21 protein-coding genes and 2 pseudogenes are annotated in these 22,692 nt (G+C 69.7%); 9 read left to right on the top strand and 14 right to left on the bottom strand.

Going from position 1 to position 22,692, the window contains the following annotated elements:
• Positions 1–34: 34 nt before the first annotated feature.
• Positions 35–700, bottom strand: a pseudogene (locus ACTIGN_RS25815) (sugar phosphate isomerase/epimerase family protein); the annotation flags it as partial.
• Between the two features lie 214 nt (positions 701–914).
• On the opposite strand from ACTIGN_RS25815, the gene ACTIGN_RS25810 reads away from it, so the two are divergent.
• Positions 915–2,063, top strand: a complete 1,149-nt coding sequence (locus tag ACTIGN_RS25810; protein WP_439629279.1) for a cystathionine gamma-synthase — start codon at positions 915–917, stop codon at positions 2,061–2,063.
• A 35-nt stretch (positions 2,064–2,098) separates the two neighbouring features.
• Positions 2,099–3,616: an amidohydrolase family protein gene (locus ACTIGN_RS25805; RefSeq protein WP_439629277.1), complete on the top strand. Its 1,518-nt coding sequence runs from the start codon at positions 2,099–2,101 to the stop codon at positions 3,614–3,616.
• A gap of 9 nt (positions 3,617–3,625) precedes the next feature.
• Here ACTIGN_RS25805 and ACTIGN_RS25800 read toward each other — a convergent pair whose 3' ends face one another.
• Genes ACTIGN_RS25800 through ACTIGN_RS25785 form a run of 4 tightly spaced genes read right to left on the bottom strand, consistent with a single transcriptional unit; the run spans position 3,626 to position 6,946 of the window.
• The gene (locus ACTIGN_RS25800; RefSeq protein WP_439629275.1) at positions 3,626–4,105 is read right to left on the bottom strand and encodes a RidA family protein; all 480 of its coding nucleotides are present in this window, start codon (positions 4,103–4,105) and stop codon (positions 3,626–3,628) included.
• A 33-nt stretch (positions 4,106–4,138) separates the two neighbouring features.
• Positions 4,139–4,771, bottom strand: coding sequence for a hypothetical protein (locus tag ACTIGN_RS25795; protein ID WP_439629273.1), 633 nt, complete (start codon positions 4,769–4,771; stop codon positions 4,139–4,141).
• 52 nt (positions 4,772–4,823) lie between these two features.
• Complete coding sequence (locus tag ACTIGN_RS25790) at positions 4,824–5,567, bottom strand: DUF4058 family protein (RefSeq protein ID WP_439629281.1); 744 nt, start codon at positions 5,565–5,567, stop codon at positions 4,824–4,826.
• A 29-nt stretch (positions 5,568–5,596) separates the two neighbouring features.
• Positions 5,597–6,946 carry a pyridoxal-phosphate dependent enzyme gene (locus ACTIGN_RS25785; protein WP_439629271.1) on the bottom strand — a complete coding sequence of 450 codons (1,350 nt, stop codon included), beginning with the start codon at positions 6,944–6,946 and terminating at the stop codon, positions 5,597–5,599.
• 200 nt (positions 6,947–7,146) lie between these two features.
• On the opposite strand from ACTIGN_RS25785, the gene ACTIGN_RS25780 reads away from it, so the two are divergent.
• The 3 genes from ACTIGN_RS25780 to ACTIGN_RS25770 all read left to right on the top strand — a co-directional run bounded on the left by ACTIGN_RS25780 (position 7,147) and on the right by ACTIGN_RS25770 (position 10,285).
• Positions 7,147–8,121, top strand: a complete 975-nt coding sequence (locus ACTIGN_RS25780) for a DNA integrity scanning protein DisA nucleotide-binding domain protein (RefSeq protein ID WP_439629269.1) — start codon at positions 7,147–7,149, stop codon at positions 8,119–8,121.
• Positions 8,122–8,189: 68 nt separating this feature from the next.
• Entirely contained in the window at positions 8,190–8,936 is a 747-nt protein-coding gene (locus ACTIGN_RS25775) for a hypothetical protein (RefSeq protein WP_439629267.1), read from the top strand.
• Between the two features lie 68 nt (positions 8,937–9,004).
• Positions 9,005–10,285 carry an MFS transporter gene (locus ACTIGN_RS25770; protein ID WP_439629265.1) on the top strand — a complete coding sequence of 427 codons (1,281 nt, stop codon included), beginning with the start codon at positions 9,005–9,007 and terminating at the stop codon, positions 10,283–10,285.
• Positions 10,286–10,288: 3 nt separating this feature from the next.
• On the opposite strand, the gene ACTIGN_RS25765 is transcribed toward ACTIGN_RS25770, so the two are convergent.
• From ACTIGN_RS25765 to miaA, 3 genes are all read right to left on the bottom strand, one after another.
• Positions 10,289–11,032 carry a metallophosphoesterase family protein gene (locus ACTIGN_RS25765; RefSeq protein ID WP_439629263.1) on the bottom strand — a complete coding sequence of 248 codons (744 nt, stop codon included), beginning with the start codon at positions 11,030–11,032 and terminating at the stop codon, positions 10,289–10,291.
• Positions 11,033–11,110: 78 nt separating this feature from the next.
• A complete protein-coding gene (locus ACTIGN_RS25760) occupies positions 11,111–11,809 on the bottom strand; it encodes an FHA domain-containing protein (protein WP_439629261.1) in 699 nt (232 codons plus the stop codon).
• A gap of 131 nt (positions 11,810–11,940) precedes the next feature.
• Entirely contained in the window at positions 11,941–12,939 is a 999-nt protein-coding gene (gene miaA, locus ACTIGN_RS25755; protein WP_439629259.1) for a tRNA (adenosine(37)-N6)-dimethylallyltransferase MiaA, read from the bottom strand.
• Between the two features lie 93 nt (positions 12,940–13,032).
• Between miaA and ACTIGN_RS25750 the strand changes: the two genes are divergently transcribed.
• Complete coding sequence (locus ACTIGN_RS25750; protein WP_439629257.1) at positions 13,033–14,076, top strand: DUF1559 family PulG-like putative transporter; 1,044 nt, start codon at positions 13,033–13,035, stop codon at positions 14,074–14,076.
• 11 nt (positions 14,077–14,087) lie between these two features.
• Here the strand turns inward: ACTIGN_RS25750 and ACTIGN_RS25745 are convergent, their stop codons facing one another.
• From ACTIGN_RS25745 to ACTIGN_RS25730, 4 genes are all read right to left on the bottom strand, one after another.
• Positions 14,088–15,356, bottom strand: coding sequence for a nucleotide disphospho-sugar-binding domain-containing protein (locus ACTIGN_RS25745; protein WP_439629255.1), 1,269 nt, complete (start codon positions 15,354–15,356; stop codon positions 14,088–14,090).
• A gap of 17 nt (positions 15,357–15,373) precedes the next feature.
• Positions 15,374–15,883 carry an FHA domain-containing protein gene (locus ACTIGN_RS25740; RefSeq protein WP_439629253.1) on the bottom strand — a complete coding sequence of 170 codons (510 nt, stop codon included), beginning with the start codon at positions 15,881–15,883 and terminating at the stop codon, positions 15,374–15,376.
• A 323-nt stretch (positions 15,884–16,206) separates the two neighbouring features.
• Positions 16,207–16,695 carry a transcription elongation factor GreA gene (gene greA, locus ACTIGN_RS25735; RefSeq protein WP_439629251.1) on the bottom strand — a complete coding sequence of 163 codons (489 nt, stop codon included), beginning with the start codon at positions 16,693–16,695 and terminating at the stop codon, positions 16,207–16,209.
• A 300-nt stretch (positions 16,696–16,995) separates the two neighbouring features.
• Entirely contained in the window at positions 16,996–17,721 is a 726-nt protein-coding gene (locus ACTIGN_RS25730) for a hypothetical protein (RefSeq protein WP_439629249.1), read from the bottom strand.
• 118 nt (positions 17,722–17,839) lie between these two features.
• Between ACTIGN_RS25730 and ACTIGN_RS25725 the strand changes: the two genes are divergently transcribed.
• Positions 17,840–18,613: a MerR family transcriptional regulator gene (locus tag ACTIGN_RS25725; protein WP_439629247.1), complete on the top strand. Its 774-nt coding sequence runs from the start codon at positions 17,840–17,842 to the stop codon at positions 18,611–18,613.
• Positions 18,614–18,622: 9 nt separating this feature from the next.
• Here ACTIGN_RS25725 and ACTIGN_RS25720 read toward each other — a convergent pair whose 3' ends face one another.
• Both ACTIGN_RS25720 and ACTIGN_RS25715 read right to left on the bottom strand, forming a co-directional pair.
• Positions 18,623–19,117, bottom strand: a complete 495-nt coding sequence (locus tag ACTIGN_RS25720) for a hypothetical protein (RefSeq protein ID WP_439629245.1) — start codon at positions 19,115–19,117, stop codon at positions 18,623–18,625.
• Between the two features lie 99 nt (positions 19,118–19,216).
• Entirely contained in the window at positions 19,217–20,425 is a 1,209-nt protein-coding gene (locus tag ACTIGN_RS25715; RefSeq protein ID WP_439629243.1) for a serine hydrolase domain-containing protein, read from the bottom strand.
• Between the two features lie 180 nt (positions 20,426–20,605).
• Between ACTIGN_RS25715 and ACTIGN_RS25710 the strand changes: the two genes are divergently transcribed.
• Positions 20,606–21,619, top strand: coding sequence for a squalene--hopene cyclase (locus tag ACTIGN_RS25710; RefSeq protein WP_439629241.1), 1,014 nt, complete (start codon positions 20,606–20,608; stop codon positions 21,617–21,619).
• A gap of 444 nt (positions 21,620–22,063) precedes the next feature.
• Positions 22,064–22,692: pseudogene (locus ACTIGN_RS25705) on the top strand (hypothetical protein); the annotation flags it as partial.

Below are 22,692 nucleotides of genomic sequence, written 5' to 3'. Positions count from 1 at the left end.
TGAAGGCACCCCGAGATCATAACGCCACATTGGAAAACTTCAACTGCATGATGTTCCCGGTGTCGAAGTGGACCCGCACGCGGTCGCTCTGGAACGAGTCCACGAAGTCGTTCATCTCCATGGGGGTCATCAGGTAGCCGTTGAAGAAGATGTTCTCGATGTTCAGGTACACCTTGAGCTTCTCGGCCGCCGGGATCAGCGACTTGATCGCCTCGCGGGCGCGCCTGTCGCACACGTCGTTCGGCACCGGCTCGTAGTCGGTGCGCCACGGGATGTGCACCGCCCCCGGCACCACCAGCACGTTATCGGTGCCCAACTCCGCGGCGGCCCCGGCGATCTTGCCGGCCAGTTCGAGCCCGCGGGCGCGCTTCGCCGGGTCGTTGCTCGTCAGCGGGTACGGCCAGAACAGGAACGAGCACATCCCGCTGATCGCGATGCCGATCTTCTCGGCCGTGCGGCGGATCGCGGCGAACTCCTTGGGGCCGGACTTCGGCGACAGGTCGCTCTCCAGGTCGTAGTTGAGTTCGATGGCGTCGAACCCGGCGTCCTTCGCGAGTTGCAGGCACTGCTCCAGCGACATCTTCTGCGGGTACGGGAACGCCCACAGGTTGATCGACTTCTTGAACGGGTACTTCTTCTTCGGCTGCGGCTTCGGGTCGGCCGCGGTGGCGGCGCTCGCGCCGACGAACCCGGCGGACATGGCGAGTAGCTCTCGGCGATCGGGGTACGGACCGGACATGCGTGGGGCTCCGAGGGGACGTGGTCGCCCGCTATCATCCCCGCCGACGGCTCGCGGGTGAAGTGCGCGACCCGCGGAATTCCCGGATCACTCTGTCACCTCGTCGAATGAGTTGCGGTTCCCTCGCCCCCGCGCCGACGGGTAGGATAACGCAACCACCGAGGAGGATTTTGCGATGGAGGCATCCGGGTTCAGCACGCGAGCGATCCACGCCGGGCAGGACGCCGACCCGGCCACCGGCGCAACGGTCGTGCCGATCTACGCGACCAGCACCTACACACAAGCCGCCCCCGGCGACCACAAGGGGTACGAGTACAGCCGCAGCGGGAACCCGACCCGCACGGCGCTCGAAACGGCCCTCGCGGCACTCGAAGAGGGCGAGCGCGGCCTGGCGTTCGCGTCCGGTCTCGCGGCCACGACCGCGGTGTTCGCCGCCCTGCTCCGGCCTGGGGACGAGGTCGCGGCCTCGTCCGACATGTACGGCGGCACGTTCCGGCTGCTCGACAAGGTGTTCAAGCCGTGGGGGCTGAGCGCCCGGTACACCGACGACGCGAGCCCCGCCGGGTTCGAGGCGATCCTCACGCCGAAGACGAAGCTCGTGTGGATCGAGACGCCGACGAACCCGCTCCTCCAGGTGCTGGACATCGCGGCGATCGCGGAGGTCGCCCACAAGCACGGGGCGACGTTCGTGGTCGACAACACGTTCGCGTCGCCGTACCTGCAGCAGCCGATCAAGCTCGGGGCCGACCTCGTCGTCCACAGCACCACGAAGTACCTCGGCGGGCACTCGGACGTCGTCGGCGGGTGCGCCGTCGGCCCGAAGGCGCTGATGGACCCGATCAAGTTCTACCAGAACGCGGCCGGCGGGGTGCCGGGGCCGTTCGACTCGTACCTCGTGCTCCGCGGGCTCAAGACGCTCGCGGTGCGGATGGACCGGCACGGTGACAACGCGGTGTCACTCGCTTCGTGGCTCGTGAAGCACCCCGCGGTCGCGCAGGTCTACTACCCCGGCCTGCCCGACCACCCGGGCCACGCGGTCGCCAAGAAGCAGATGCGGAACTTCGGCGGCATGATCTCGCTGAAGCTCAAGGGCGGCATCCCGGCCGCGAAGCTGTTCCTGACGCGGACGAAGCTGTTCAGCCTCGCCGAGAGCCTCGGCGGGGTCGAGTCGCTCGTCTGCCACCCGACGACGATGACCCACGCGAGCATCCCGAAGGAAGTGCGCGAGGCCCGCGGCGTCGACGACGGCCTCATCCGCCTGAGCGTCGGCATCGAGGACCTCGCCGACCTCCGCGCCGATCTGGAACGCGCCCTCCAGAGTTGAACACCGAGACCGGCCGAACCTTTCCCGAGGTCGTCATGAAGACGCTCGCCGTCGCGCTCCTGCTCGCCCTCCCGTCGCTCGCGGTCGGGCAGGCGAAGCCGACCCCGCCGCTCGCCATCACCGGTGCCACAGTCATCGACTGCACGGGGGCGGCCCCGCAGCAGGACATGACGGTGATCGTCACCGGCGACCGCATCACCGAGATCGGCAAGACCGGGAAGGTCGCGGTTCCCGAGGGCGCGCAGGTCATCAAGGCCGATGGCAAGTTCCTCATCCCCGGGATGTGGGACATGCACGCGCACGTCGAAAAAGAGTTCCTCCCGCAGTTCGTCGCCAACGGCGTCACCGGCGTGCGGCACATGTTCAGCCGGCCGGGGGTGCCGGGGCTGCCGTCGCCGAACGTTCGCGAGTGGCAGAAGGAGATCGAGGCCGGCAGGCTCGTCGGCCCGCGTGTTGTCGCCACCACGCGGATGCTCGACGGGCTGAACGGCAGGGCCCCGGTGATCCCGGGCAGTGCGGTCGCGACCCGCACTCCGGACGAAGCGCGTGCGGCCGTCGCCCAGATGCGCAAGGACGGCGAGGAGTTCCTCAAGGTCTACCCGTTCCTCACACCCGAGGCGTTCTTCGCGATCCTGGACGAGGCCGCCAAGGGACCGACAAAGCTCGCGGTCGCCGGCCACGTTCCGCACGCGGTCAGCGCCGCAGACGCCTCGGACCGCGGCATGAAGTCGTTCGAGCACTGCTACGGCGTTCTGTTCTCGTGCTCGAAGGACGAAGCGCGACTGCGGAAGGAACTCGTCGCGATCATGGCCGCGGGCGGGATGGTGCGGGACACGCTCGACGCCGCGGCCGCGTGGCGGTTGCAGGTGAAGGCGCTCGACAGCTACGACGACGCGGCCGCCGATGCGCTGTTCAAGAAGTTCGTCAAGAACGGGACGTGGCAGGTGCCGACGCTCGTGACGCGCCGCGTGTGGGCGTCGCTCAGCGACCCGACGTTCACCAACGACCCCCGGAAGCGCACGCTCCTGCCGCGGATGCGGTTCGCGTGGGGCGCGCTGCAAGCGGAGTCGGTCGTAACGGTGCGGATCTTCGGAGCCGTGGTGAAGGTGAAGGAGACCGAGAAGCGATTTCCAATCCTCGGCATCTGGCTGACAGCTCGCGACATCGAGCAGCAGCGCATCCTGTTCGAGGGGCACATCAAGCTGGTCGGCGCGATGCACAAGGCCGGGGTGAAGCTCCTCGCGGGAACCGACACGCCCGTGCCGTACTGCTTCCCCGGCTCCGGGGTCCACGACGAGCTGGAACTGTTCGTGAAGGCCGGCCTCACGCCGGCCGAAGCACTGCGAACCGCGACCCGCAACCCGGCAGAATACTTCGATCGCCTCAAGGACCTGGGTACCGTCGAGCGGGGCAAACTCGCCGATCTCGTGCTGCTCGACGCCAACCCGCTCGACAACATTAAGAACGTCCGGTCGGTCCACGCGGTCGTGCAGAACGGCCGGCTCTTCGAGAAGCCGGCGCTCGCGAAAATGGCCGACGGCCGACAACCGTAAGGAGGGTCGTCAGATCCCGTATTCCTTATCCAGCTCGAAGATCGCCTCGACCTCGACGCTGGTGCCGAGCGGGAGTTGCCCCATGCCGAGGGCGGTGCGGGCGTGCCGGCCGGCGTCCGGGCCGAACACTTCTTTCAGCAGGTTCGTTGCGCCGTTGATGACGAGGTGACAGTCGGTGAAGTCCGGGTCGGTGTTGACGTAGCCTGTCATGCGAACAACGCGAGCGATGCGGTCGAGCGAGCCGAGCTTGGTGACGATCGCCCGCAGGATGTTCGCGGCGCACAGCGCGGCGGCCTTCGTCGCGTCCTCGACCGACACCTGCGACGGCACCTTGCCCTTACTGGTCAGCACGCCCGCGTCGTAGGGCACCTGCCCCGAGGCGTAGAGCGTGTCGCCCAGCACCGACAGCAGGTCGATGACGGTCCCCTCCTTCGGCCCGCGGTCCAGCGGGAACCCGGCCGCAACGAGTCGCTTCTCACGGTCGCCCATCAGCATCTCCCAGGATGAATCTTCACCACCGGATCACCCGCGGGTGCGGGCGGCCGCGAGGCACGCTTCGAGATCGAGTTTCAGTTCCGTTCCGCCAACCGACAGCGGCACGGCTGGCAGCGCACCGCCGGCGTCGACGAGGTGCGACCACACGTCGAGTTGTTCCGCACCGCCGCGGACCGCCGGTTGAACGGCCAGGACGGTCCACTCGCCCTTCCTCGCCCGGCGCGCGATCGGACTCACCGGCGCGAGGCTGTTCAGGTGCGTCGCCCACGCCGGCGGACCGGGCACGGCGTCCACGACGACGACACCGACGCCCGCCCCGAGCACCCCCGCGACGCGGGCCGCGAACGCGAGGGCCGAGTCGGAGTCCGCCTTGTTGTCGGGCGTCGCGAACAGCACCGCTGCGGCGAGCCGGCGGCCGTCGCTCGTGTCGAACACGTCCACGCCAAATCGGTCGGTGAACCGAACCGGTGCGGAGAACGTCGGCGCACCGGCCGCGGCGGGGGGAAGTGCTTCGGCCAGCTTCGCGCGCGTGCGGCACGCGACCTCGGCCGCGAACCGGCCGCCCGCAGCGAGTTGCGCGTTGAGGGCGTCGGCCACGCTCTCGCACCACTGGAACAGGCCCGGCAGCGGGTCCGCGGAAAGCGCTTCGGGTCGGGGCATCGGAGTGGCTCCTGGAAGTTGGTCAACTGGTCGCACGGGCCGCGGCTGAGGCTCACGGAATTCGGCTCCGCTCGCACGCCTCGGAGTACGTGGCTTCGAGGTCGAGCCGCACGCAGCCGAAGCCCTTCAGCGCGAGCGGCACCGCGGGGAGCGTCGCCCCGAGTGTGAGCGGCCAGGTCCAGATGTCGATCACGTCCTTTTTCTTGCGGTGAACCGGACGGTACGCGGTCACGTAGAGCGGCGGGTCGCCTTCCATGAGCACGCGCGGGCCACGCTCCGCCAGATGGACCAGTTCGTTGTGCAGGTTCCACCGCCGCTCGTTGACGATATCGACGATCACGAGCCCGATCCCCTTCCCGAGGTAGCCCAGGCACTTTGAGGCGAACCGCTCCCGCTCCCCCTTCTCTTTTTTGTTTCCCGGGCTAACGAGTTCGAGCACCGCGAGGACACGGTAGTCGTCGGTCACGTCGCGGACCTCGACCTTTACCTCGGTATCGAAGTCCGCGGCCATCGTCAGATCGGCCTTCGGGGGGGTGTAGGTTTCGGTCGCCAGGGCAGTGGAACCACCCCCGCCCGGGCCGCTCTTGCCACCATTCGCTTGGTCACCTGTTGGCCGCCCTTCGTACTCGACCACGTCCGCAGAAACCGACGACCCGAGCGACATCGGTGCTTCCGCGACGAATCGTATGGGAAGGCGTCGGTTCAAGTCGGCAGCCATGGCCCCGGCCCACTGGGCGTGGAACGATTGCCAGGCGCGGCGTGCGAGCGGACCGTGAAAGTGATCGTACAGTGGCATCGCGGCCCCTCCTCGTGGCAGGCTCGGGCTCACTTCACCCGGGTCTGGTCCCAGTAGTGGATCAGGTCGATGCGGGTGAGGATGTCCACCACCTTGCCCTCGGCGGTCGCCAGCACGCCCGTGTACCCGGCGAGGAGCAGGCGGTACGCCTCGTCGAGGTGCGTGCGGACGTCGATCACCGGCAGCGGGCGGCCCATCACGTCGCTGATCGGCACCTGCGTCGGGTCCTTGCCGTCGTGCAGGATGCGGGCCAGCGACACCTCCTGCACGCTGCCGACCGGCTTGCCCCCGTCCATCACCGGCAGCTGCGAGATGCCGGTCGCCTCCAGGAGCTGGATCGCCTGCGCCGCGGTCGCGTCCGGCGCGATGGTCACGAGCTTCCGGTCGCCGCGCTTCTTGAGCAGGTCGCCGACCGAGAAGGACGGTGCCTCCGCGAAGCTGAGCTTGTTCGCGGACAGCCAGCCGTCGTCGAAGAACTTGCTCAGGTAGTTGCGGCCGGTGTCGCACCCGAGCGCCACGACCAGGTGCCCCGAGCCGAGGCGGCGGGCGTAGCGGAGCGCCGCGGCGACGTTCGTGCCGGTGCTGCCCCCGAGCAACATCCCCTCGCGGCGGGCCAGTTCGCGGGCGACGTGGAACGACTCGGCGTCGCTCACCCGCTCCCAGTCGTCCACGAACTCGCTGCGGAACGTCTTGGGCACGAAGTCCTCGCCGATCCCCTCGACCTTCCACGGCTTCGGCGACCCGCCCGAGAGGATCGAGCCCTCGGGGTCGGCCCCGACCACCCGGACGTTCGGGTTCCGCTCCTTGAGGTACTTCCCGACGCCGCTGACCGTGCCGCCGGTGCCGACCCCGGCGACGAACACGGTGATCTTCCCGCGGGTCTGCTCCCAGATCTCCGGGCCGGTGGTGCGGTAGTGGACCTCGGGGTTCGCGAGGTTGGTGAACTGGTTCGGCCGCCACGCCCCGGGGATCTCGCGCGAGAGCCGGTCGGCCACGCCGTTGTAGCTCTCGGGCGAGTCGGGCGCGACGGCCGTTTGCGTGACGACGACCTCCGCCCCGTAGGCCCGCAGCAGCGCGATCTTCTCGGCCGACATCTTGTCGGGCAGCACGAAGATGCACCGGTAGCCCTTCACGGCCGCGACCATCGCCAGGCCGACGCCGGTGTTGCCGGCGGTCGCCTCGATGATGGTGCCGCCGGCCCGGAGGAGCCCCTTCTGCTCGGCCTCGGCGATCATGGCCATCGCCACGCGGTCCTTGACGCTCCCGCCGGGGTTCTGCGCCTCGACCTTGATCGCCACCTTCGCCTGGAGCCCCTCGGTGAGGCGGTTCAGCAGCACGAGCGGCGTGTGGCCGACGGCGTCGAGAATCGTGTCGAGCATTCGTGCCTCCGAGTGCGGGTGTGAGATGGTGTATTGTCCGCACCGCGGGCCGGGCGGGGCAAGGTGAGATCGGCCCCGCGGTGCCCGGATCGCGGAAAACGGGAAAATGCACCGAATCTCTGCCCACTGTGGTAGCTTTGCGGCCGTCCGTCTACTAGGTCTGCTACAGAGTACCCTTCCCTGGCACCGCCACGTGTTGCATGAGCCTGCCGAGCCAAACCGTCGCCCTGTTGCAGGCGGCCCGGGACCTCGTGAAGAGCCTCCCGGCCGACGCCGTGCTGCTGCTCACCGAGACGACCGTTGACTGGGACGAACTGTCGCGGATGCTCTCCGGGTGCAAGCTGTTCGTCGCCGCCGAGAACCCGGCCCTCACCAAGTCGCTCCGCGAGCGGGACGAGTGGACCGTCATCGACCTCGACCCGGAGCCGGTCCCGACCCAGGAGCGGATGAACTCGGCGCTGCTCAAGGCCGTGTCCGAGAACCAACTGCAGCCCGGGGCGCACATCGTTGCCCTCTACAACGGCATCGCCAGCTCCGACGAGGACGCCCCCGAACCGGTCGACAGCCTCAGCGTGATCCACCTCGGCGAGCACCTGGAGCGGATGACCGCCCAGGACCTCCGCGTCCTCGGCGACGCGGCCCCGATCGACGTGCTGCGGGCGGTCGTCGACCTCGCCACGGAGATCGGCCGCGAGGGCCGCGAGGGGCAGCCGGTCGGCACCGTGCTCGTCGTCGGCGACACGCGGAAGGTGCTGAGCATGTCGCGGTTCCAGAACTACAACCCGTTCCGCGGGTACAGCCGGGCCGAGCGGGACATCCGCAACCGCGACGTCCGCGAGCAGATCAAGGAGATCGCCAAGCTCGACGGGGCCATCCTCATCGGCCGCGACGGCATCGCCGAGGCCGCGTGCCTGCACCTGAACCCGCGGGCCGAGGGGGTGAACTTGCGAAAGGGGTTCGGCAGCCGGCACATGGCGGCCGCGGGGATCAGCAAGGCGACCGCGGCCGTCGCGTTCGCCGTCAGCCAGTCGTCGGGCTCGGTCCGCGTGTTCCAGCGCGGCGAAGAGGTGCTCCACATCGAGCCGCTCGCCCGCCCGCACGTGTGGCAGCCGTTCAAGCTCGAAGCGCAGGAAGCGCCCGACGGCCCCGGCGACGGCAAGCGCGAGCCGGGGTGAGTTCGCTACCCCGGCCCCACCCGCCGTGGTATCCTCAGGCGGCCCACCCACCTCCCGGAGATGCCGCCGTGCAATCCCGCCGCGAGTTCCACTCCCGCCTCCTCGGCTCGGCCATCACCTTCGGGCTGGTCGAGTTCCTCCACACCCGCAACCTGTTCGCCGACGCGGTGAAGCCGACCGTCGACAAGTGGTTTGGCGAACTCACCGCGATGGCGAGGGACCTCAAGGACGGCAAACTCACCGACCTCGAGTTCCAGACCAAGATGGAGGACCTCTACAAGCAGGTCGATCTGAAGGCGCTGTGCGGCCTCGTCAAGCTCGACGACGTCGAGAAGAAGCCGCTGCCGGACAGCGGCGCGGCGAACGTCGGGTTCGACCTCTCGAAGGTCGCGGGGCTCCCGGCGAACCTCGGGTTCGGCAAGCAGATCTTCGGGTGCAAGAAGGGCAAGTCGATCGTGCCGCACGGCCACGCGAACATGTGTACCGGGTTCATCGTCCTCAAGGGGAAGTGGCACGGGAAGCACTACGACCGCGTCGAAACGCACAAGGACCACTACGTCATCAAGCCGACCATCGACCGCGAGTTCGAGCCGGGCGATCTCTCGACAATCTCGGATCACAAGGACAACATCCACTGGTTCCGCTCGCTCTCGGACGCGGCGTACATCTTCAACGTCCACGTGATCGGCTACGACCCGACGATCAAGGACGCCGGCGGCCGTTTGTACCTCGACCCCGAGGGCGAGAAGCTCTCCGGGGGGCTGGTGAAGGCCCTGAAGATGTCGTCCGCCGACTGCCACAAGAAGTACGGGTGATGGGTGGGCGGCCGGAGTTCGCATAATACTCCGGTCGCGCACGCCCCGGCTCGCCAGGACCACCCCGCATGGACCGCCGTTCGCTCATCGCCGCGCTCCGCGACACCACGTTCCGCTCGCTCCGGCACCGCAACTACCGCCTCTACTTCCTCGGGCAGATCGTCTCGTTCGTCGGGTCGTGGATGCAGTCGGCGGCGCTCATGTGGCTCATGTACGACCGCACCGGCGACCCGCGGTGGCCGTCGTGGCTCCTCGTCGCACAGGTCGGCCCCACGGTGCTCTTCGGGAGCTGGGGCGGCGGCCTCGCGGACCGGTACCCCAAGCGGAAGCTCATCTTCACCACCCAGTGCGCGTTCCTCGCACATGCCACCGTGCTCACCGCCCTGCTCGCCAGCGACCTCATCGTCCCGCTGGTGCTCGTCGGCTTCATGCTCGTGAGCGGCGTCATCCAAGCGGTGGACCTGCCGTCGCGGCTCGCGTTCGTGCCGGACCTCGTGCCCAAGGAAGACCTCATCAACGCGGTCGGCCTGAACTCGCTCCTGTTCAACTCGGCGCGGGCGGTCGGGCCGGCCCTCGCCGGGCTCGTGTTCCTGCTCGCCGGCGTCGCGGCCCCGTACCTTCCCGATGGCATGAACGCCGTCACCGCGGGCGCGGTCGGGTGCTTCGCGCTGAACTCGGTGAGCTTCGTCGCGGTGCTGTTCGCGCTGCGGGCGATCCGGGTGCCCGGCGACGGCGCGACCAAGAAGCGCACCGCCGGTTCGATGTGGGACGGCGTCCGCTACCTCCGCCAGAACCCGGCGCTCGGCGGGCTGGTGGTGCTGACGCTCGCGATGTGCGTCTTCGGGTGGCCGCTCATCACGATCCTCCCCGCGTTCACCCGGCTCAACCTGGGGCACAGCGAGCGGACGTACAGCGTCCTCGTCAGCACCGTCGGGGCCGGGGCACTGCTCGCCGCGCTCGCGACCGCGACGTTCGGCAGGACCGAGCTGCGCTGGCGGTTCCTCGTGATCGGTGCGGCCGCCAGCGCGCTGGGGTTGTTCATCGTGTCGCAGGCCGGCGAGCTGTGGCGCGCGGTCCTCGGGTGCGCGACCGCCGGGTTCGGGCTGATCCTGTACCTCTCGACCGGGCAATCGACGCTGCAACTCGCGGTGCCGGACGCGAAGCGGGGCCGGGTGATGGCCCTGTGGGCGATGACGCTCAGCGCCAGCGCGCCGCTCGGGCACCTGCTCGCGGGCCAGGCGGTCACCGCGTTCGGCGTGCAACCCGTCCTGCTGGCGATGTCGATGGGGGCCGCGGGCTGCACGGTCGTGCTCACCGTGATCCTGGTGACGCGGCCGCCGCGGGGGTGACGCTCACGAGGGGGTGGTCTCGTCGCTCGGCGGGCTCGTCTTGGCCCACCGGGCGAGCAGGCCGTTGCCGCGGTACGTCTCGGTGAGCATCTGCCGGGCGAGCGGGTTGCGGGGCAGGAACCCGTCGAGGGCCGCGACCGTCTCCTCTACCGGGTACTCGACGCTCTTCAGCTCGACCCGGCCGTCGTCGATCACCGCGTAGGTCGCCCGCGGGTCGTTGTTGCGGTTCAGCCCCACGCTGCCGGGGTTCACGACGGTGACGCCGTTCACGTCGAGCGCGTAGAGCTGGTGCGTGTGCCCGACGAGGACGAAGTCGACGGTGAGCCCGGCCAACAGCGGCGCCCAGTTCTCGACGGTCGCCAGCGCGTACTCGTCCAGCGGGTCGCGGGGCGTGCCGTGGACCAGCAGGAACCGCTTGCCGCCGAGGGCCAGCATCGCCGCCGTGGGCAGGTCGGCCAGGTACCGGCGCTGCCCGGCGGACAGGAGCCGGACCGTGCCCGGGCGGGTCGCGGCGGTCAGGTAGCGGAACCCGGAAACGCCCTGCACCTCGACGTCGTGCGCGACCCCGTGGTCGTGGTTCCCGCGGACGCAGTGGGCGGCGTTGGCCCGCACCCAGTCCACGCACGCGGCCGGCTCGGGGCCGTAGTCCACGATGTCGCCCAGGCACAGGCACGCGTCGTGCGGCTCCCGGATCGCTTCGAGGGCCGCCCGGTTGCCGTGGATGTCGGAGACGACGAGGATTCGCATGGTGGTTGGGCGGTTCGCGAGCGGCCGAAACGAAAACAGGGGCCGAAGCCCCCGTTGCGTCTGTGACCGGTGCCGGCCTCACTCCTTGTCGCTGGGCTCCGAGATCGAGCGGCCGTACCGGGCGAGGAGCATCTGGACGGCCTGCACCATCTGCCACTCGGCGAACCCGATGCGGACCTCGGTGCCGTCCTCGTTCGCGTCGATGTTCTCGACGGCTATGGTCAGCCCGCGGTGGAGGTAGTCGAGGATTTCGGCGAGGCGGGCGGCTTGTGCCGGGGTGAGCTTTTGCGGGAGGGGGGGGATGTCCTCGTCGAGGGCGCTCCAGTGGGGGGTCCCGCCGGGGCCGACCGTGCGGTCGCTGGAGGCGGGCGCGGGTGCGGGGGCCGGGCTGCGGCCCGAGGCGGCCGCCAGTTCGTCGGCCCGCACCGTTTGGGCCTGGTTCCCCGCGCTCGCCGGGGCCACCGCCCGCCGGGCCGCGATCTCTTCCATCGTGCCGAACAGGAGCATCGTGCGGCCGATCGAGAGCTGGTCGCCGGGGCGGAGCCGCCGGATCTGGATCGCGGTCCCGTTCACCCGCGTCCCGTTCGTGCTGTCGAGGTCGGTCAGGATGATGTCGCCGTCTTCGACCTGGACCTTGGCGTGGAACCGGCTGACGCGCTCGTCGTTCAGCCGCAGCCCGTTGCCCTCCTCGCGGCCGATCGTGATCGGGATCGGGAGGTCCTTGTAGACCCGACCCTTGTCCACGCCTTCGAGAACGAGGAACGTCACGGTTCGCATAACAAGATCCCGTCGCAGGTGGGCGACCTGCACAATGAGAGTTGCTACTCGTGGTATAGCACAACCGCGATTCGGTTGTCGCGAAAAACCGACACATCAAGGCCAGGGTCGTCGAAATTATCATCGCGCTTTCAGGTCGAAGTGTCAATTTCTCCCGGTGGAGATTCGGCCCGTTCACCCGTCTGGAGTGCCGCCACGACCCGTTCCAACGCCTCGGGCGTGCCCGCCGCGACCGGCACCAGTTGCGGCAGGTGCCGGAACCAGGTGAGTTGCCGCTTGGCGAACTGCCGGGTGCGGGTCCGGATCAACTCGACCGTCTCGGCCAGTTCCGCCCCGCCCCCGGCTTCCAGGTGGGCCAGCAGTTCGCGGTAGCCCAGCGCCTGGCGCGCCTCGCGGCTCAACGGTCGCGGGAGCTCCCGCAAACGGCGTACCTCGTCGAGCCACCCGGCCGCGAGCATCGCACCGACCCGCCGGTTGATGCGGTCGTACAGCACCTCGCGGGGGAGTTCGAGTACGACGGCCGGAATGCGGGCCGGCGGCGGGGCGGTCTCGGGCGAGTCCGCGAACGATGGGGTGTCCCACGTCTGCTGCCACGCCGAGATCGGTCTGCCGGTCAGCGTGTGAACCTCCAGCGCACGCACCACCCGCCGCACGTCGTTGGGGTGGAGCCGCGCCGCCGTCTTCGGGTCGACCGCCGCGAGCCGCGCGTGCAGCGCCCCCTTCCCCACCGACTCGGCCTCGGCTTCCAGGGCACCGCGGACGGCCGGGTCGCCCGGCGGCCCGTCGAACAGGCCGAACAACAGCGCCTTCAGGTAAAACGGCGTCCCGCCCACGAACAGCGGCCGCTTGCCGCGGCCCGTAATGTCCCGGCACGCCCGCTCGGCCGCCGCGAGCCACCACGCGACCGTCAGCGACTCCCACGGGTCGAGGACGTCGATCAGGTGGTGGCGGACGCGGGCCTTCTCCGCGGCGGTCGGCTTCGCGGTGCCGATGTCCATGCCGCGGTACACGGTCATCGAGTCGAGCGCGACGATCTCGGCACTGAGTTGCTCGGCGACCTCAAGGGCGAGCGCGGTCTTCCCGCACGCCGTCGGGCCGGTCAGGATCAGGGCGCTCTCGAACGCGGACATCGTCAACCTTCAGATTTCTAATGCGATTCTGTTAGACGCGGGGCGGTGGCGCGATAATACAGATCGAGCATTCGTCACACCAGAGCCGTCGCCATGCATCGCACCCGTCGTGCCTTCACGCTGATCGAACTGCTGGTGGTCATCGCGATCATCGCGGTGCTCATCGGGTTGCTGCTCCCCGCGGTGCAAAAGGTCCGCGAGGCGGCCGCACGGATGAGCTGCGGAAACAACATGAAGCAGATCGGCCTGGCGGTTCACAACTACCACGGGGTCCGCGGCCGCCTCCCGTCGGTTGCGACGGCCCTCCACGGGCCGACGAACGGGGCCGCCGACGTGGTCGCGGTGGAGAACCTCGGCACCAACTACGTGCTCCACAGCGCGTTCATTGAGATCTTACCGTACCTGGAGCAGGACGTAATCGCCCGGCAGTACAACCCGGCCCTCGGCCCGACCGACACGACCGGCTCCCCGTCGAACGCGAGCCTGACGCGCAACCCGCTGAAGTCCTACCTGTGCGCGTCCATGCCGGCCCCCGCCCCGGCCGACGCGTACACGCTCCCGTTCTCGAGTTACGGCTGGTGCCGCGGGAACTTCCAGCCGATCGGCAGCACCGCGGGGTGGACCGCGACGGTCCCCGAGTACTCGTCGCACGGTGCCACCGGCGCGCTGGCCCTCACCCGGTGGAACACGCTCAAGGCGTCGTTCACCGCGGACGACGGCATGATGGTGTCGCCGCACATCGCCAGGGTCGAACTCGGCCACGTCACGAAGGGCACCTCGAACACGCTCCTCGCGGGCGAGATGCACTACACCATGACCGGGTACACGTTCACGAGCGGCACGTACACCGGCCAGCCGCGGACCGGGTCGACCACCTGGGTCCGGGCGCACCCCGGCGACAGTCACGCGACGACGAACGTGCCGCTGAACACCCGGGCGTACGTGGTCCGGGCCGACGCGCCGCTCGACTATTGGACCAAGAGTTCCTACTACGGGTTCCGCAGCGTCCACCTGGGCGGGGCGAACTTCGTGCTCGGCGACGGCTCGGTCCGGTTCGTCCGCGACTCGATCCCGTTCGACACGTACCAGTGGCTCGGCAGCCGCAACAGCTCGCTCCCGCCGCCGTCCGACTACTGACCGCTGCCCGCTCAGCGCTCCACCCGCTTCCCGGTGCGGAAGGCTTCCTCCACGATGTCGGCCGCACGCGCGACGCCGGGGTTCCCCTTCAACTTGTCGCGACACCGCTCCGCCGCCGCACGGTAGCGGCCGTCGGTCAGGAGCTTCTGAACCACCTCGCGGACGCGGGCCGCGGTCGCCCGTGCCGGCGCGAGCGTGAGCCCCGCCCCGAGCCACCCCACCCGCCCGGCGACCCCCGGTTGGTCGTTCGTCACCGGAACGCAGAGCATCGGCAGCCCGCGAGCGAGCCCTTCGAGTGCGGTGTTCATCCCGGCGTGCGTGACGAGCAGGCTCGCCCGGTCGAGGAGCGTCAACTGCGGGGCGAACGGCACCACGAGCGCGTTCGCCGGCACCCGCTGGTCCCACACCGCCCCCGCGCGCCCGAGCGAGACGACCACCTGGACCGGGAGGTCGGCGCACCCGTCGAGGATCGCCCGGTACACCTGGCCGAGCATGTTCTGGATCGTGCCCAGCGAGGCGTACACCAGCGGTCGGCCGTCGAGCTTTTCGTACGGGAACGGGACCGCCTCGCTGTCGCGGCCGGGGCCGTGCCACGGGCCGGTGTAGTGGAAGTGGGTCGGCAGCTCGCGCCGGGGGTAGTCGAAGAACGCCGGCTGCTGCGCGACCTGGGCGAGCCCGAACCGCTGCGTGTCGTTGAAGGCGTACCGGCTCAGCCCGTGCCGCCCGCGGAACGCGGTGACGACCCGGGTGATCGGCCGGGCGGCGGCGGTCAGCACGGCGTTCCCGAGTTGGTTTCGGAGCCGCCCGAGGAGCCCCGGCCGGTAGCGCCAGCCCAGCACGCCGGGCGGCACCCCCGCCTCCTGGTGCATCGCCATCGCGTTGCAGACCATCACGAACGGAACCCGCTGCACGTCGGCGAGCGTCGCCCCCGCCGGGGCGACCTGATCGACCACCACCGCATCGACCCCGGCCCGCCGCAGCACCCCGGGCGCGTCGCGGAGGGCGACCTCGGTTTGCTCGCAGATCATCTGCCCGGTGAACCGCAGCGCGGCGAGCCCGCGCATCTTCGCGAGCCGGTCGAGTTGCCGCCGCATGTACCCCGACTCGTGCTCGGGCACGCCGACCGGGAGCAGTTCGAACCCGCAGGCGTCGGCCTTCGGCTTCGCGAGCGGGGAACTCAACAGGCTGATGCGGTGGCCGCGGCGGGCGAGTTCGCCGCCGAGCGTGGCCATCGGGTTCATGTGCCCGTGCAGTTCGGGACAGACGAGGGCAATGTGCATGGAACCCCGGGGAGCGGTCAAATTGCGGCGGAGGACTCGGCCAGTTCGGTGATGTGGAAGGTGAGGCGGCGGCCGCAGAGGACGATCTGGTCGCCGGACTGGATCCGGGTCGGGCCGGGAATCTTGCGGCCGTTCAGGACCGTCCCGTTCTTGCTGGCGACGTCGTGGATCTCGCACCGCAGGTCGTGGTGGACGACGACGGCACAGTGCCGGCGGGACACGCACTCGTCGCGGATCACCACGTCGTTGTCGGGGAGCCGGCCGACGCTGTTGAGGCCGAAGTGGAGGGGGTACACGTTCGCGCCGTCCTTGATGTAGAACGCGAACCGGCCCGCCGGCTGCGTCGATCGGGCGGGCGGGCCGGCGATGGTGGGATCGTCGAGGTGCTCACCGGGGGCGAGCATCCGCAGGTCGCCGGCGAGGGTCTGGTCCCCGCACGCCGCCTGAATGGCCTGACGCGCGGCACGAAACTCGTCGCGCCGCGGCAAGCCGTCCAGGTGCACACTGAGGAGCCGCGGGTCTGACATGCCGCCTCCTGGGGCGGGCCGGTGGTCGGCTCGAACGGGACGCCAACTCACACAACGAGTTTCGACTACGGAACCGGACAGATCAAGGGGATCGGATGAAAAACTCGTGCCAGTGCGTCACAATTGAGGTCGGCGGGGGTAGGGGCGGGGCCGGAACCGGCGATGGGAACCCGAGAACGGCTCCAACCTGACAGATCTCATCCCGAATCGCGTGGATCAGCTGCTCGTGGTGGGGCAGGCATTCTTGCCTGCCTCCCAACGCGCCCGGAGGCAGGCAAGAATGCCTGCCCCACCAGACACGAACGACCCCACGAGACTCCGCATCAGATGGCCGCGGCCGAAATCTCCAGCACCTTGAACCTGATGGTCCCCCGGGGCACCGGGATGCTGACCGTCTCGCCCTTCTTCTTGCCGAGGAGCCCCTGCCCGATCGGGCTGGTGCTCAGGATCCGGCCCTTGTCGGGGTTCTCCTGGCCCGGCCCGACGATCTCGTACGTTTCTTCCTCGTCCACGTCGAGGTCCATGACCCGGACCTTGCTGCCGAAGGCGACGGTGTCCTTGGGCATCTTGCTCGGGTCGATGATGACGGCGCGGGACAGCCGGTCCGACAGGTCGTTCACCCGGGCCTGGAGCATGCCCTGGTCCTCGCGGGCCGCGTGGTACTCGGCGTTCTCGCTCAGGTCGCCCATCTCGCGGGCCGTGGCGACCCGCTTGGTGATCTCGAGCATCTCGACGCCGCGGAGGCGCTCGAGTTCGGCCTTGAGCTTGTCGTACCCTTCGCGGGTCATCGGGATCCGGTCGTCATCGGTCATGGCCGAGCGCTCCTTCGTCCTCGGGCTCCGGTCGCAGGGTCGCGGTGTTCGGGAACAGACCAGCCGCTCGTCGGGGACGGTACCTGGACAGCGGAGGTGGGGTACTGGTTCTCGCGATCACCGCGTGCGGGTTCGGCGGCCCGGATGTCTTGCCGTCGTCAACGGGAGCCCCGCCCGTGTTCGGAACGTGAGCAGCGGGTGGTCCCGCGGGATCGGTTGCGGCACGGTCGGGGTCAGGAAAAAAGTCCGGCGGCCGCGAGACTCTGCCTCGGCCGCCGGAGATCGTTCACTATCGAAACATTATACATCGTCGTCGCGGACCGAGCGCAGAATAATCCGCTGAAACGGCCGGTCGGGGACGTGCCAGCCGGTCGTCGTCCACCCGTCCAGGCGCACCCGGTGCGGCAGTTCCAACTCGGCGACCTTCGCGAGGCACGCCCGCTCCGCCGCCTCCAGCGCCTTGGGCACCGCGAACCGGTTGCTCCGCCGCAGGGCGACGACGGCGTCGTCCACGATGGCGATGACGCACGGCTCGTCCAGGTCCAGCAGCCGCAGCGCGACGGCCTCGGTGGTGGCGGTCGCGAAGACCGTTTTCAGCGCCGGCACGTCGTACTTGCAGTCCCGCAGCGCGGCCCGCAGCAGCCGCGTCGGGATGAGGACGCGCGGGACGACGAGCGACGCGATGTGCGTCCGGAGCGAGCGGTCCTCGGCCCCGAGCGGCACGCCGAGCTTCTTCAACACCTCCGGGAGCAGCGACCGGGCGATCCCGGCGGCCGCGGCCTTGTTCTTCTGCTCGTCGGTCATGTCGTCGGTGATTTGAACGCCCTGAGTCTGCTGCCGCGCCCGCGGCCGCCGGCGGCCGTGCTCGTCCTCCTCCGCCGGCTCGATCACCTCGACGGGAATGCCGAGGTGCTCCTCGGCGACGCGCAGCGCGTCGACCGGCGGCGCGGCCACGCCGGCCCGCTCCAGCAGGCCGTTGACCAGCCGCTCGACCGCCTCGACGAGTTCTTCTTGCGAGAAGTCCATACCAGGAATGTAAAGCGAAACGGCCCGCGGGTAAAAGTCAGAAATGCGCGGGCCGGCCCTTGAACCTCACGGTGCGTCAGGCCGTAGCATGCGTCCGTCGAACACCCCGGAGCCGGCGATGACCCCCGAACCGACGTGGAAGGTGGGCGAACTCGCGGCCCGCACCGGGCTCACGGTCCGCACCCTGCACCACTACGACGCGATCGGCCTGCTCTCGCCGTCCGGCCGCACGGGGTCGGCCCACGGGTCCGGGCACAGGCTGTACACGGCCGCCGACCTCGCGCGGCTCCACCAGGTCCTGTGCCTGAAGCAACTCGGCTTCGGACTGGAGCAGGTCAAGGAGTTCCTGACCCGGCCCGACTACGACCCGCGTGCGGTCGTGCGGCTCCACCTGGAGAGCGTGCGGAAGCGGGCGGCGGAACTCGCCGAACTCGGCGACCGGCTCCGGGGGCTTTCGGAGGTGCTCGACCGGGAGGGCGGGGCGTCCCCCGAGACGTTTCTTCAAACCATCGAGGCCATGACCATGATCGAGAAGTATTACACGCCCGAGCAACTGAAGCAGTTGGAGGACCGGCGAACGGCGGGCGGCGCGGAGATGCAGGAGACCATCCGCCGCGCCCCGCAGCTGTGGGCCGACCTCCAGGCCGAGGTGCGGGCGGCCATGGACACCGGCGTCGAGCCGAGCGATCCAGGAGCGCAGGAACTGGCGCGGCGGTGGTTCGCACTGGTCGCCGCGTTCACCGGCGGCGACCCGGGCATCTTCAAGTCGCTCCGGACCATGTACCAGAACGAGGACCGCGTCTCCGGGACGGACGTGGCGGCGATGCGGCCGATGATGGACTACGTCCAGAAGGCGGCCGACGCGGCCGGCATCAAGCACCCCGGGCAGTAGCGCCGGCGCTCACACCGCCTCGCGGAACGTGCCGAACAGCAGCCCGAAGCACAGGATCGCGAGCAGCAGCCCGAGCAGGAGGAGGTACAGCTTCACGAAGAACGCGAGCAGGTCGAACCACGCCCCGAGGCTCCGCAGGGCCGTCATCATGTGCGAGATGTCGCGGCCGGTGGTGGTCGTGACCCGGGCGAACGCGGCGGCGGCCCGCATCAGCCAGTTCGCGAGCATGAAGCACACGACCGACGACAGCGCGTGGCCGAGCACGCCGACGATGTGCGCCCCGTCGCGGCCGACGCGGAACGCCAGCCCGACGGCGATCATCGCCTGGAGCAGCGCGGCGACCAAGAGCGGCAACCGCACCCAGACGATGGCCGTCGCCAGGTCGTTGATGACCTGGTTCTGCGCGTCGTTGAACTCGTACTGGGGCCCGTCGGTCGGGGGCGCGACCGGCGGCGCACCAGCATCGGTGGCCGGCGGCGTGGCGGGAACGGTCGGGTCGGTCATGGTGGTGCGCCTCGCGGGGGGACTTCCGAGGTGACATGATAGCGACCCGCGTGCCAAGGGCGTCGCCCGCCTCGCGGCAGGCGGCGCGCCCACCTGCAATCACTTCTTGATCGCCTCGACGGCGAGTTCCTGGAGCGCCTGCCGCATCGGTGAGGCGTCGCCGTTGGCGAGGCCGGTCCGCTGAATGAGAAGAATGCAGAACACGTTCTGAACGGGGTCGATCCACCCCTGCGTGCCGAACGCGCCGCCGTGGCCGAACGTCCCCGGGGAGAGCACCGCCGTCACCCCCTTGGGCTCCCGCACGACGGCGAAGCCGTAGCCGAACCCCATCCCCTCCACGAACCCGGTCTTGATGTCGCCGGTCTGCACCTTGGTCATCTCCGCAACCGCCTTCTCGGAGATGACCCGCTTCCCGTTCAACTCGCCCTTGTTGAGCATCATCTGGTACAGCTTCGCGAGGTCGGCCCCGCTCGACACGAGGCCGCCGGCCGGGACCGGGTGCTTCGGGTTCGGCGGCAGGTCGAGTAGTGCGTTCACGGCCGCGACGAGCTTCCCGTACTTGTCCTTGCCGTAGGTCACGGCGACGCGGGCGGTCTGCTCCTTGGTCGGGTAGAACGTCGTGTCGGTCATGCCGAGCGGCTCGAAGACGCGCTTCTGGAGGAAGGACTCGTAGCTCTGCCCGGAGACGACCTCGATGACCCGGCCGAGCGCGTCGATGCCCGGGTTCGAGTAGCTCCACCTGGTCCCCGGCTCGAACTGGAGCGGCTGGAGCGCGGTCGCGAGGGTCGTTTCGGCGAGCGTGCGGTTCCGCTTCGTGTACACGTCGCTGACGCCCGTTGGGTAGTTCGCCAACCCTGCGGTGTGCGTGAGCAGGTCGCGGAGCTTGACCGGGCGGCCCGGCTTCTTGAGCGCCACGCCGTCGGCCGTCTTCTCGCCCGCGAGCATCTGCCCCGTGAACTCGGGGAGGTGCTTGGCAACGTCGTCGTCCGGCGAGAGCTTGCCCTCGTCGGCCAGGATCATGATGCCGATCGCGGTGACCGGCTTGGTCATCGACGCGATGCGGAACAGCGTGTCCTTCTGCATGTGGGCCTTCGCGGCGAGGTCGCGGAACCCGACGGCCGACTCGTGGACGACGCCGTCCCCGCGGCCGATCACGCACACCGCCCCGGCGAGGTCGTCGGACTCGACGAACTTCTGCATCCGGGCGGGGACGGCGTCGAGCTTGTCGGCGTGGGGCACGGCCGGCGGCGCGGCGGCGAGCGACGCGGCGAACGCGCCGGCGAGGAGCGCGAGAAACAAGGGTCGCATGGGGCGGCTCCGGGGAGTGTCGGTCGCCGCTGAGGCTACCGGACCGCGGCGGTGCGATCAACCGTTGCTCGGGAAAACCCGCCGTTGCGCGCTTGATACTTTCGGACCACTGCGCGGGGCGGCACAATGGGGCTTCCGCCCCGCCGGACGACCCCTTCCCCACTCCCACGAGGTTCTCCCATGCGTGCCGCACTCCTCCTCGCGTTGTCGGCCGCGCCGGCGCTCGCGGCCGACGTCCCCAGGCCCGGCCCCACGAGGGACGACGAGCCGCTCGCGAAGGCGTACTCCGCGGCCAAGGCGGCCGAGTACCTCGACGGCGTCGGCGTGAACTGGACCCGCGACCGCAAGTGCGTCACCTGCCACACGAACATGCCGTACCTCACGGCCCGGCCGCTGCTCCCCGGCGGCGACGACTGGAAGGAGGTCCGCACGTTCCTCGAAAAGGACGTGGCGTCGTGGTCGAACGGCGGCAAGCCCCGCGGCGACACCTACGTCGTGGCGACGGCCTTCGCCCTGGCGTTCAACGACGCCCAGCAGACCGGGAAGCTCCACCCGACCACGCGCGCCGCCCTCGACAAGATGTGGGACGTGCAGCGGAAGACCGGCGAGTGGGCGTGGCTCAAGTGCGACTGGCCGCCGCTCGAGCACGACGACTACTACGGGGCCGCGCTCGCGGCGCTCGCGGTCGGGTACGCGCCCGAGGACTACGCGAAAACCGAGAAGGCCCGCGCCGGCGTCGAGCGGCTCAAGGGGTACTTCCAGAAGACCCCCTCCCCGGACCTGCACCACACCGCCGTGCTCCTCTGGGCGTCCACCAAACTCGACGGGCTCATGACCGCAGACGAGCAGAAGGCCGCGGTCGCTGCGCTCCGCGAGCGGCAGCACAAGGACGGCGGCTGGGCGCTGGCGGCGCTCGGGACGTACGCGCGGCACGACAAGACGCCCAACGACCCGGCCGGGGCCGGCGACGGGTACGGGACCGGGTTCGTGACGTTCGTGCTGCTCCGGTCCGGGGTGCCGGCGGCCGACCCCGCCGTCGCGAAGGGGCTGGCGTGGATCAAGGCGAACCAGCGGGAGAGCGGCCGGTGGTTCACGCGGTCGCTGAGCAACGAAAAGGCGCACTACATCGCGAACGCGGGCTCAGCGTTCTGCGTGCTCGCCCTGGCCGAGGGCGGGGAGCAGGTGCGCCGGTAGGTGGGCCGGACGCGCCGCACGCCCGCGGAGGCGGGAGGAAGAATCCGCCCGCGGAGGGAACTCAAAATCTCAAAATGCTCTCATAACTGGTGGCGACCGGGCCGGCGTCGGGGTACGCTGGTCCGGTGGGGCGGGTGCCGCGGCGCTCCGTCCCAGGCGGTCCGATCGTCCCGTTCGTCAAACGCAGAATCCGTCGGTGATTCGAGTTGGCCGGTTGCATCTCCGCACGCCGGAGGGTAGCCTTCATTGTTAACTTTGGTTGGGGCCGGTAGTTGCTTCCCTTTCCCAGGCGGCCCACGCCGGGGTGAGAGGGTGCCCGTTATCGCCCGCCCCCGAAGCGACTTGATCTGATCTTCACATCGCCGTGAATCTTGAGCGGGGTTTGCTATGCCCGTCGAAGTACCGTGTCCAGGGTGTGGGTTGCGGCTGAAGGCCCCCGACAACATGGTCGGTAAGAAGGCCAAGTGCAAAAAGTGCGAGACGCAGTTCCGCATCCCCGGAGCTAACGGGGACGCCAGCGACTCCGTTGGCGACGGCCAGATGCTGAGCGTCATCAGCATGCCGTCCCCGTTCGGTGCGGGCGGTGCCGCCCCGGCCGCCGCGCCCGCGGCGGTGGCCGCGCCCCCGAAGCCCCCCGGACCGGCCACGCCTTCGGTCGGGAGTCCTACGCCGGCCGCCCGCGTGGGGTTCGGCTCGTCCAAGCCCGCCATGCCCGGACTGCCACCCGCCCCGGCGGCCCGCCCCGCCTCCGGACCGGTCCCCAAGCCGGCCCCGCGAGTCGAAGCCCCCGCCCCCTCGATCGGAAGCACCCCCGGAACGAGGGCGCTCGCGGCCGACCCCGTCCCCGCCGCGGCAGCGGCCGACCCGTTCGCGTTCGACGATTCCCACGGTGTGGACACCAAGGTGAAGCCGAAGAAGCGTGACCGGGACGAGGACGACGAGCCCCGTTCCAGGAAGAAACGCGAGGACGACGACGACGACGACCGGCCGCGCAAGAAGAAGTCCCGTGACGACGACGAGGATGACGACCGCCCACGCGCCAAAAAGAAGCGCGACGACGACGACGAGGACGA

Source organism: Gemmata sp. (assembly GCF_051859125.1).
Classification (GTDB): Bacteria; Planctomycetota; Planctomycetia; order Gemmatales; family Gemmataceae; genus Gemmata.
Note: the sequence above shows the minus strand (reverse complement) of the source record. Positions and strands in the feature narration are given on the sequence as shown.

Excerpts from the sequence above, each read along its gene's own strand:
- ACTIGN_RS25810 (WP_439629279.1), top strand. The coding sequence starts at position 915 with ATGGAGGCATCCGGGTTCAGCACGCGAGCGATCCACGCCGGGCAGGAC.
- ACTIGN_RS25805 (WP_439629277.1), top strand. The coding sequence starts at position 2,099 with ATGAAGACGCTCGCCGTCGCGCTCCTGCTCGCCCTCCCGTCGCTCGCG.
- ACTIGN_RS25800 (WP_439629275.1), bottom strand. The coding sequence starts at position 4,105 with ATGGGCGACCGTGAGAAGCGACTCGTTGCGGCCGGGTTCCCGCTGGAC.
- ACTIGN_RS25795 (WP_439629273.1), bottom strand. The coding sequence starts at position 4,771 with ATGCCCCGACCCGAAGCGCTTTCCGCGGACCCGCTGCCGGGCCTGTTC.
- ACTIGN_RS25790 (WP_439629281.1), bottom strand. The coding sequence starts at position 5,567 with ATGCCACTGTACGATCACTTTCACGGTCCGCTCGCACGCCGCGCCTGG.
- ACTIGN_RS25785 (WP_439629271.1), bottom strand. The coding sequence starts at position 6,946 with ATGCTCGACACGATTCTCGACGCCGTCGGCCACACGCCGCTCGTGCTG.
- ACTIGN_RS25780 (WP_439629269.1), top strand. The coding sequence starts at position 7,147 with ATGAGCCTGCCGAGCCAAACCGTCGCCCTGTTGCAGGCGGCCCGGGAC.
- ACTIGN_RS25770 (WP_439629265.1), top strand. The coding sequence starts at position 9,005 with ATGGACCGCCGTTCGCTCATCGCCGCGCTCCGCGACACCACGTTCCGC.
- ACTIGN_RS25765 (WP_439629263.1), bottom strand. The coding sequence starts at position 11,032 with ATGCGAATCCTCGTCGTCTCCGACATCCACGGCAACCGGGCGGCCCTC.
- ACTIGN_RS25760 (WP_439629261.1), bottom strand. The coding sequence starts at position 11,809 with ATGCGAACCGTGACGTTCCTCGTTCTCGAAGGCGTGGACAAGGGTCGG.
- miaA (WP_439629259.1), bottom strand. The coding sequence starts at position 12,939 with ATGTCCGCGTTCGAGAGCGCCCTGATCCTGACCGGCCCGACGGCGTGC.
- ACTIGN_RS25750 (WP_439629257.1), top strand. The coding sequence starts at position 13,033 with ATGCATCGCACCCGTCGTGCCTTCACGCTGATCGAACTGCTGGTGGTC.
- ACTIGN_RS25745 (WP_439629255.1), bottom strand. The coding sequence starts at position 15,356 with ATGCACATTGCCCTCGTCTGTCCCGAACTGCACGGGCACATGAACCCG.
- ACTIGN_RS25740 (WP_439629253.1), bottom strand. The coding sequence starts at position 15,883 with ATGTCAGACCCGCGGCTCCTCAGTGTGCACCTGGACGGCTTGCCGCGG.
- greA (WP_439629251.1), bottom strand. The coding sequence starts at position 16,695 with ATGACCGATGACGACCGGATCCCGATGACCCGCGAAGGGTACGACAAG.
- ACTIGN_RS25730 (WP_439629249.1), bottom strand. The coding sequence starts at position 17,721 with ATGGACTTCTCGCAAGAAGAACTCGTCGAGGCGGTCGAGCGGCTGGTC.
- ACTIGN_RS25725 (WP_439629247.1), top strand. The coding sequence starts at position 17,840 with ATGACCCCCGAACCGACGTGGAAGGTGGGCGAACTCGCGGCCCGCACC.
- ACTIGN_RS25720 (WP_439629245.1), bottom strand. The coding sequence starts at position 19,117 with ATGACCGACCCGACCGTTCCCGCCACGCCGCCGGCCACCGATGCTGGT.
- ACTIGN_RS25715 (WP_439629243.1), bottom strand. The coding sequence starts at position 20,425 with ATGCGACCCTTGTTTCTCGCGCTCCTCGCCGGCGCGTTCGCCGCGTCG.
- ACTIGN_RS25710 (WP_439629241.1), top strand. The coding sequence starts at position 20,606 with ATGCGTGCCGCACTCCTCCTCGCGTTGTCGGCCGCGCCGGCGCTCGCG.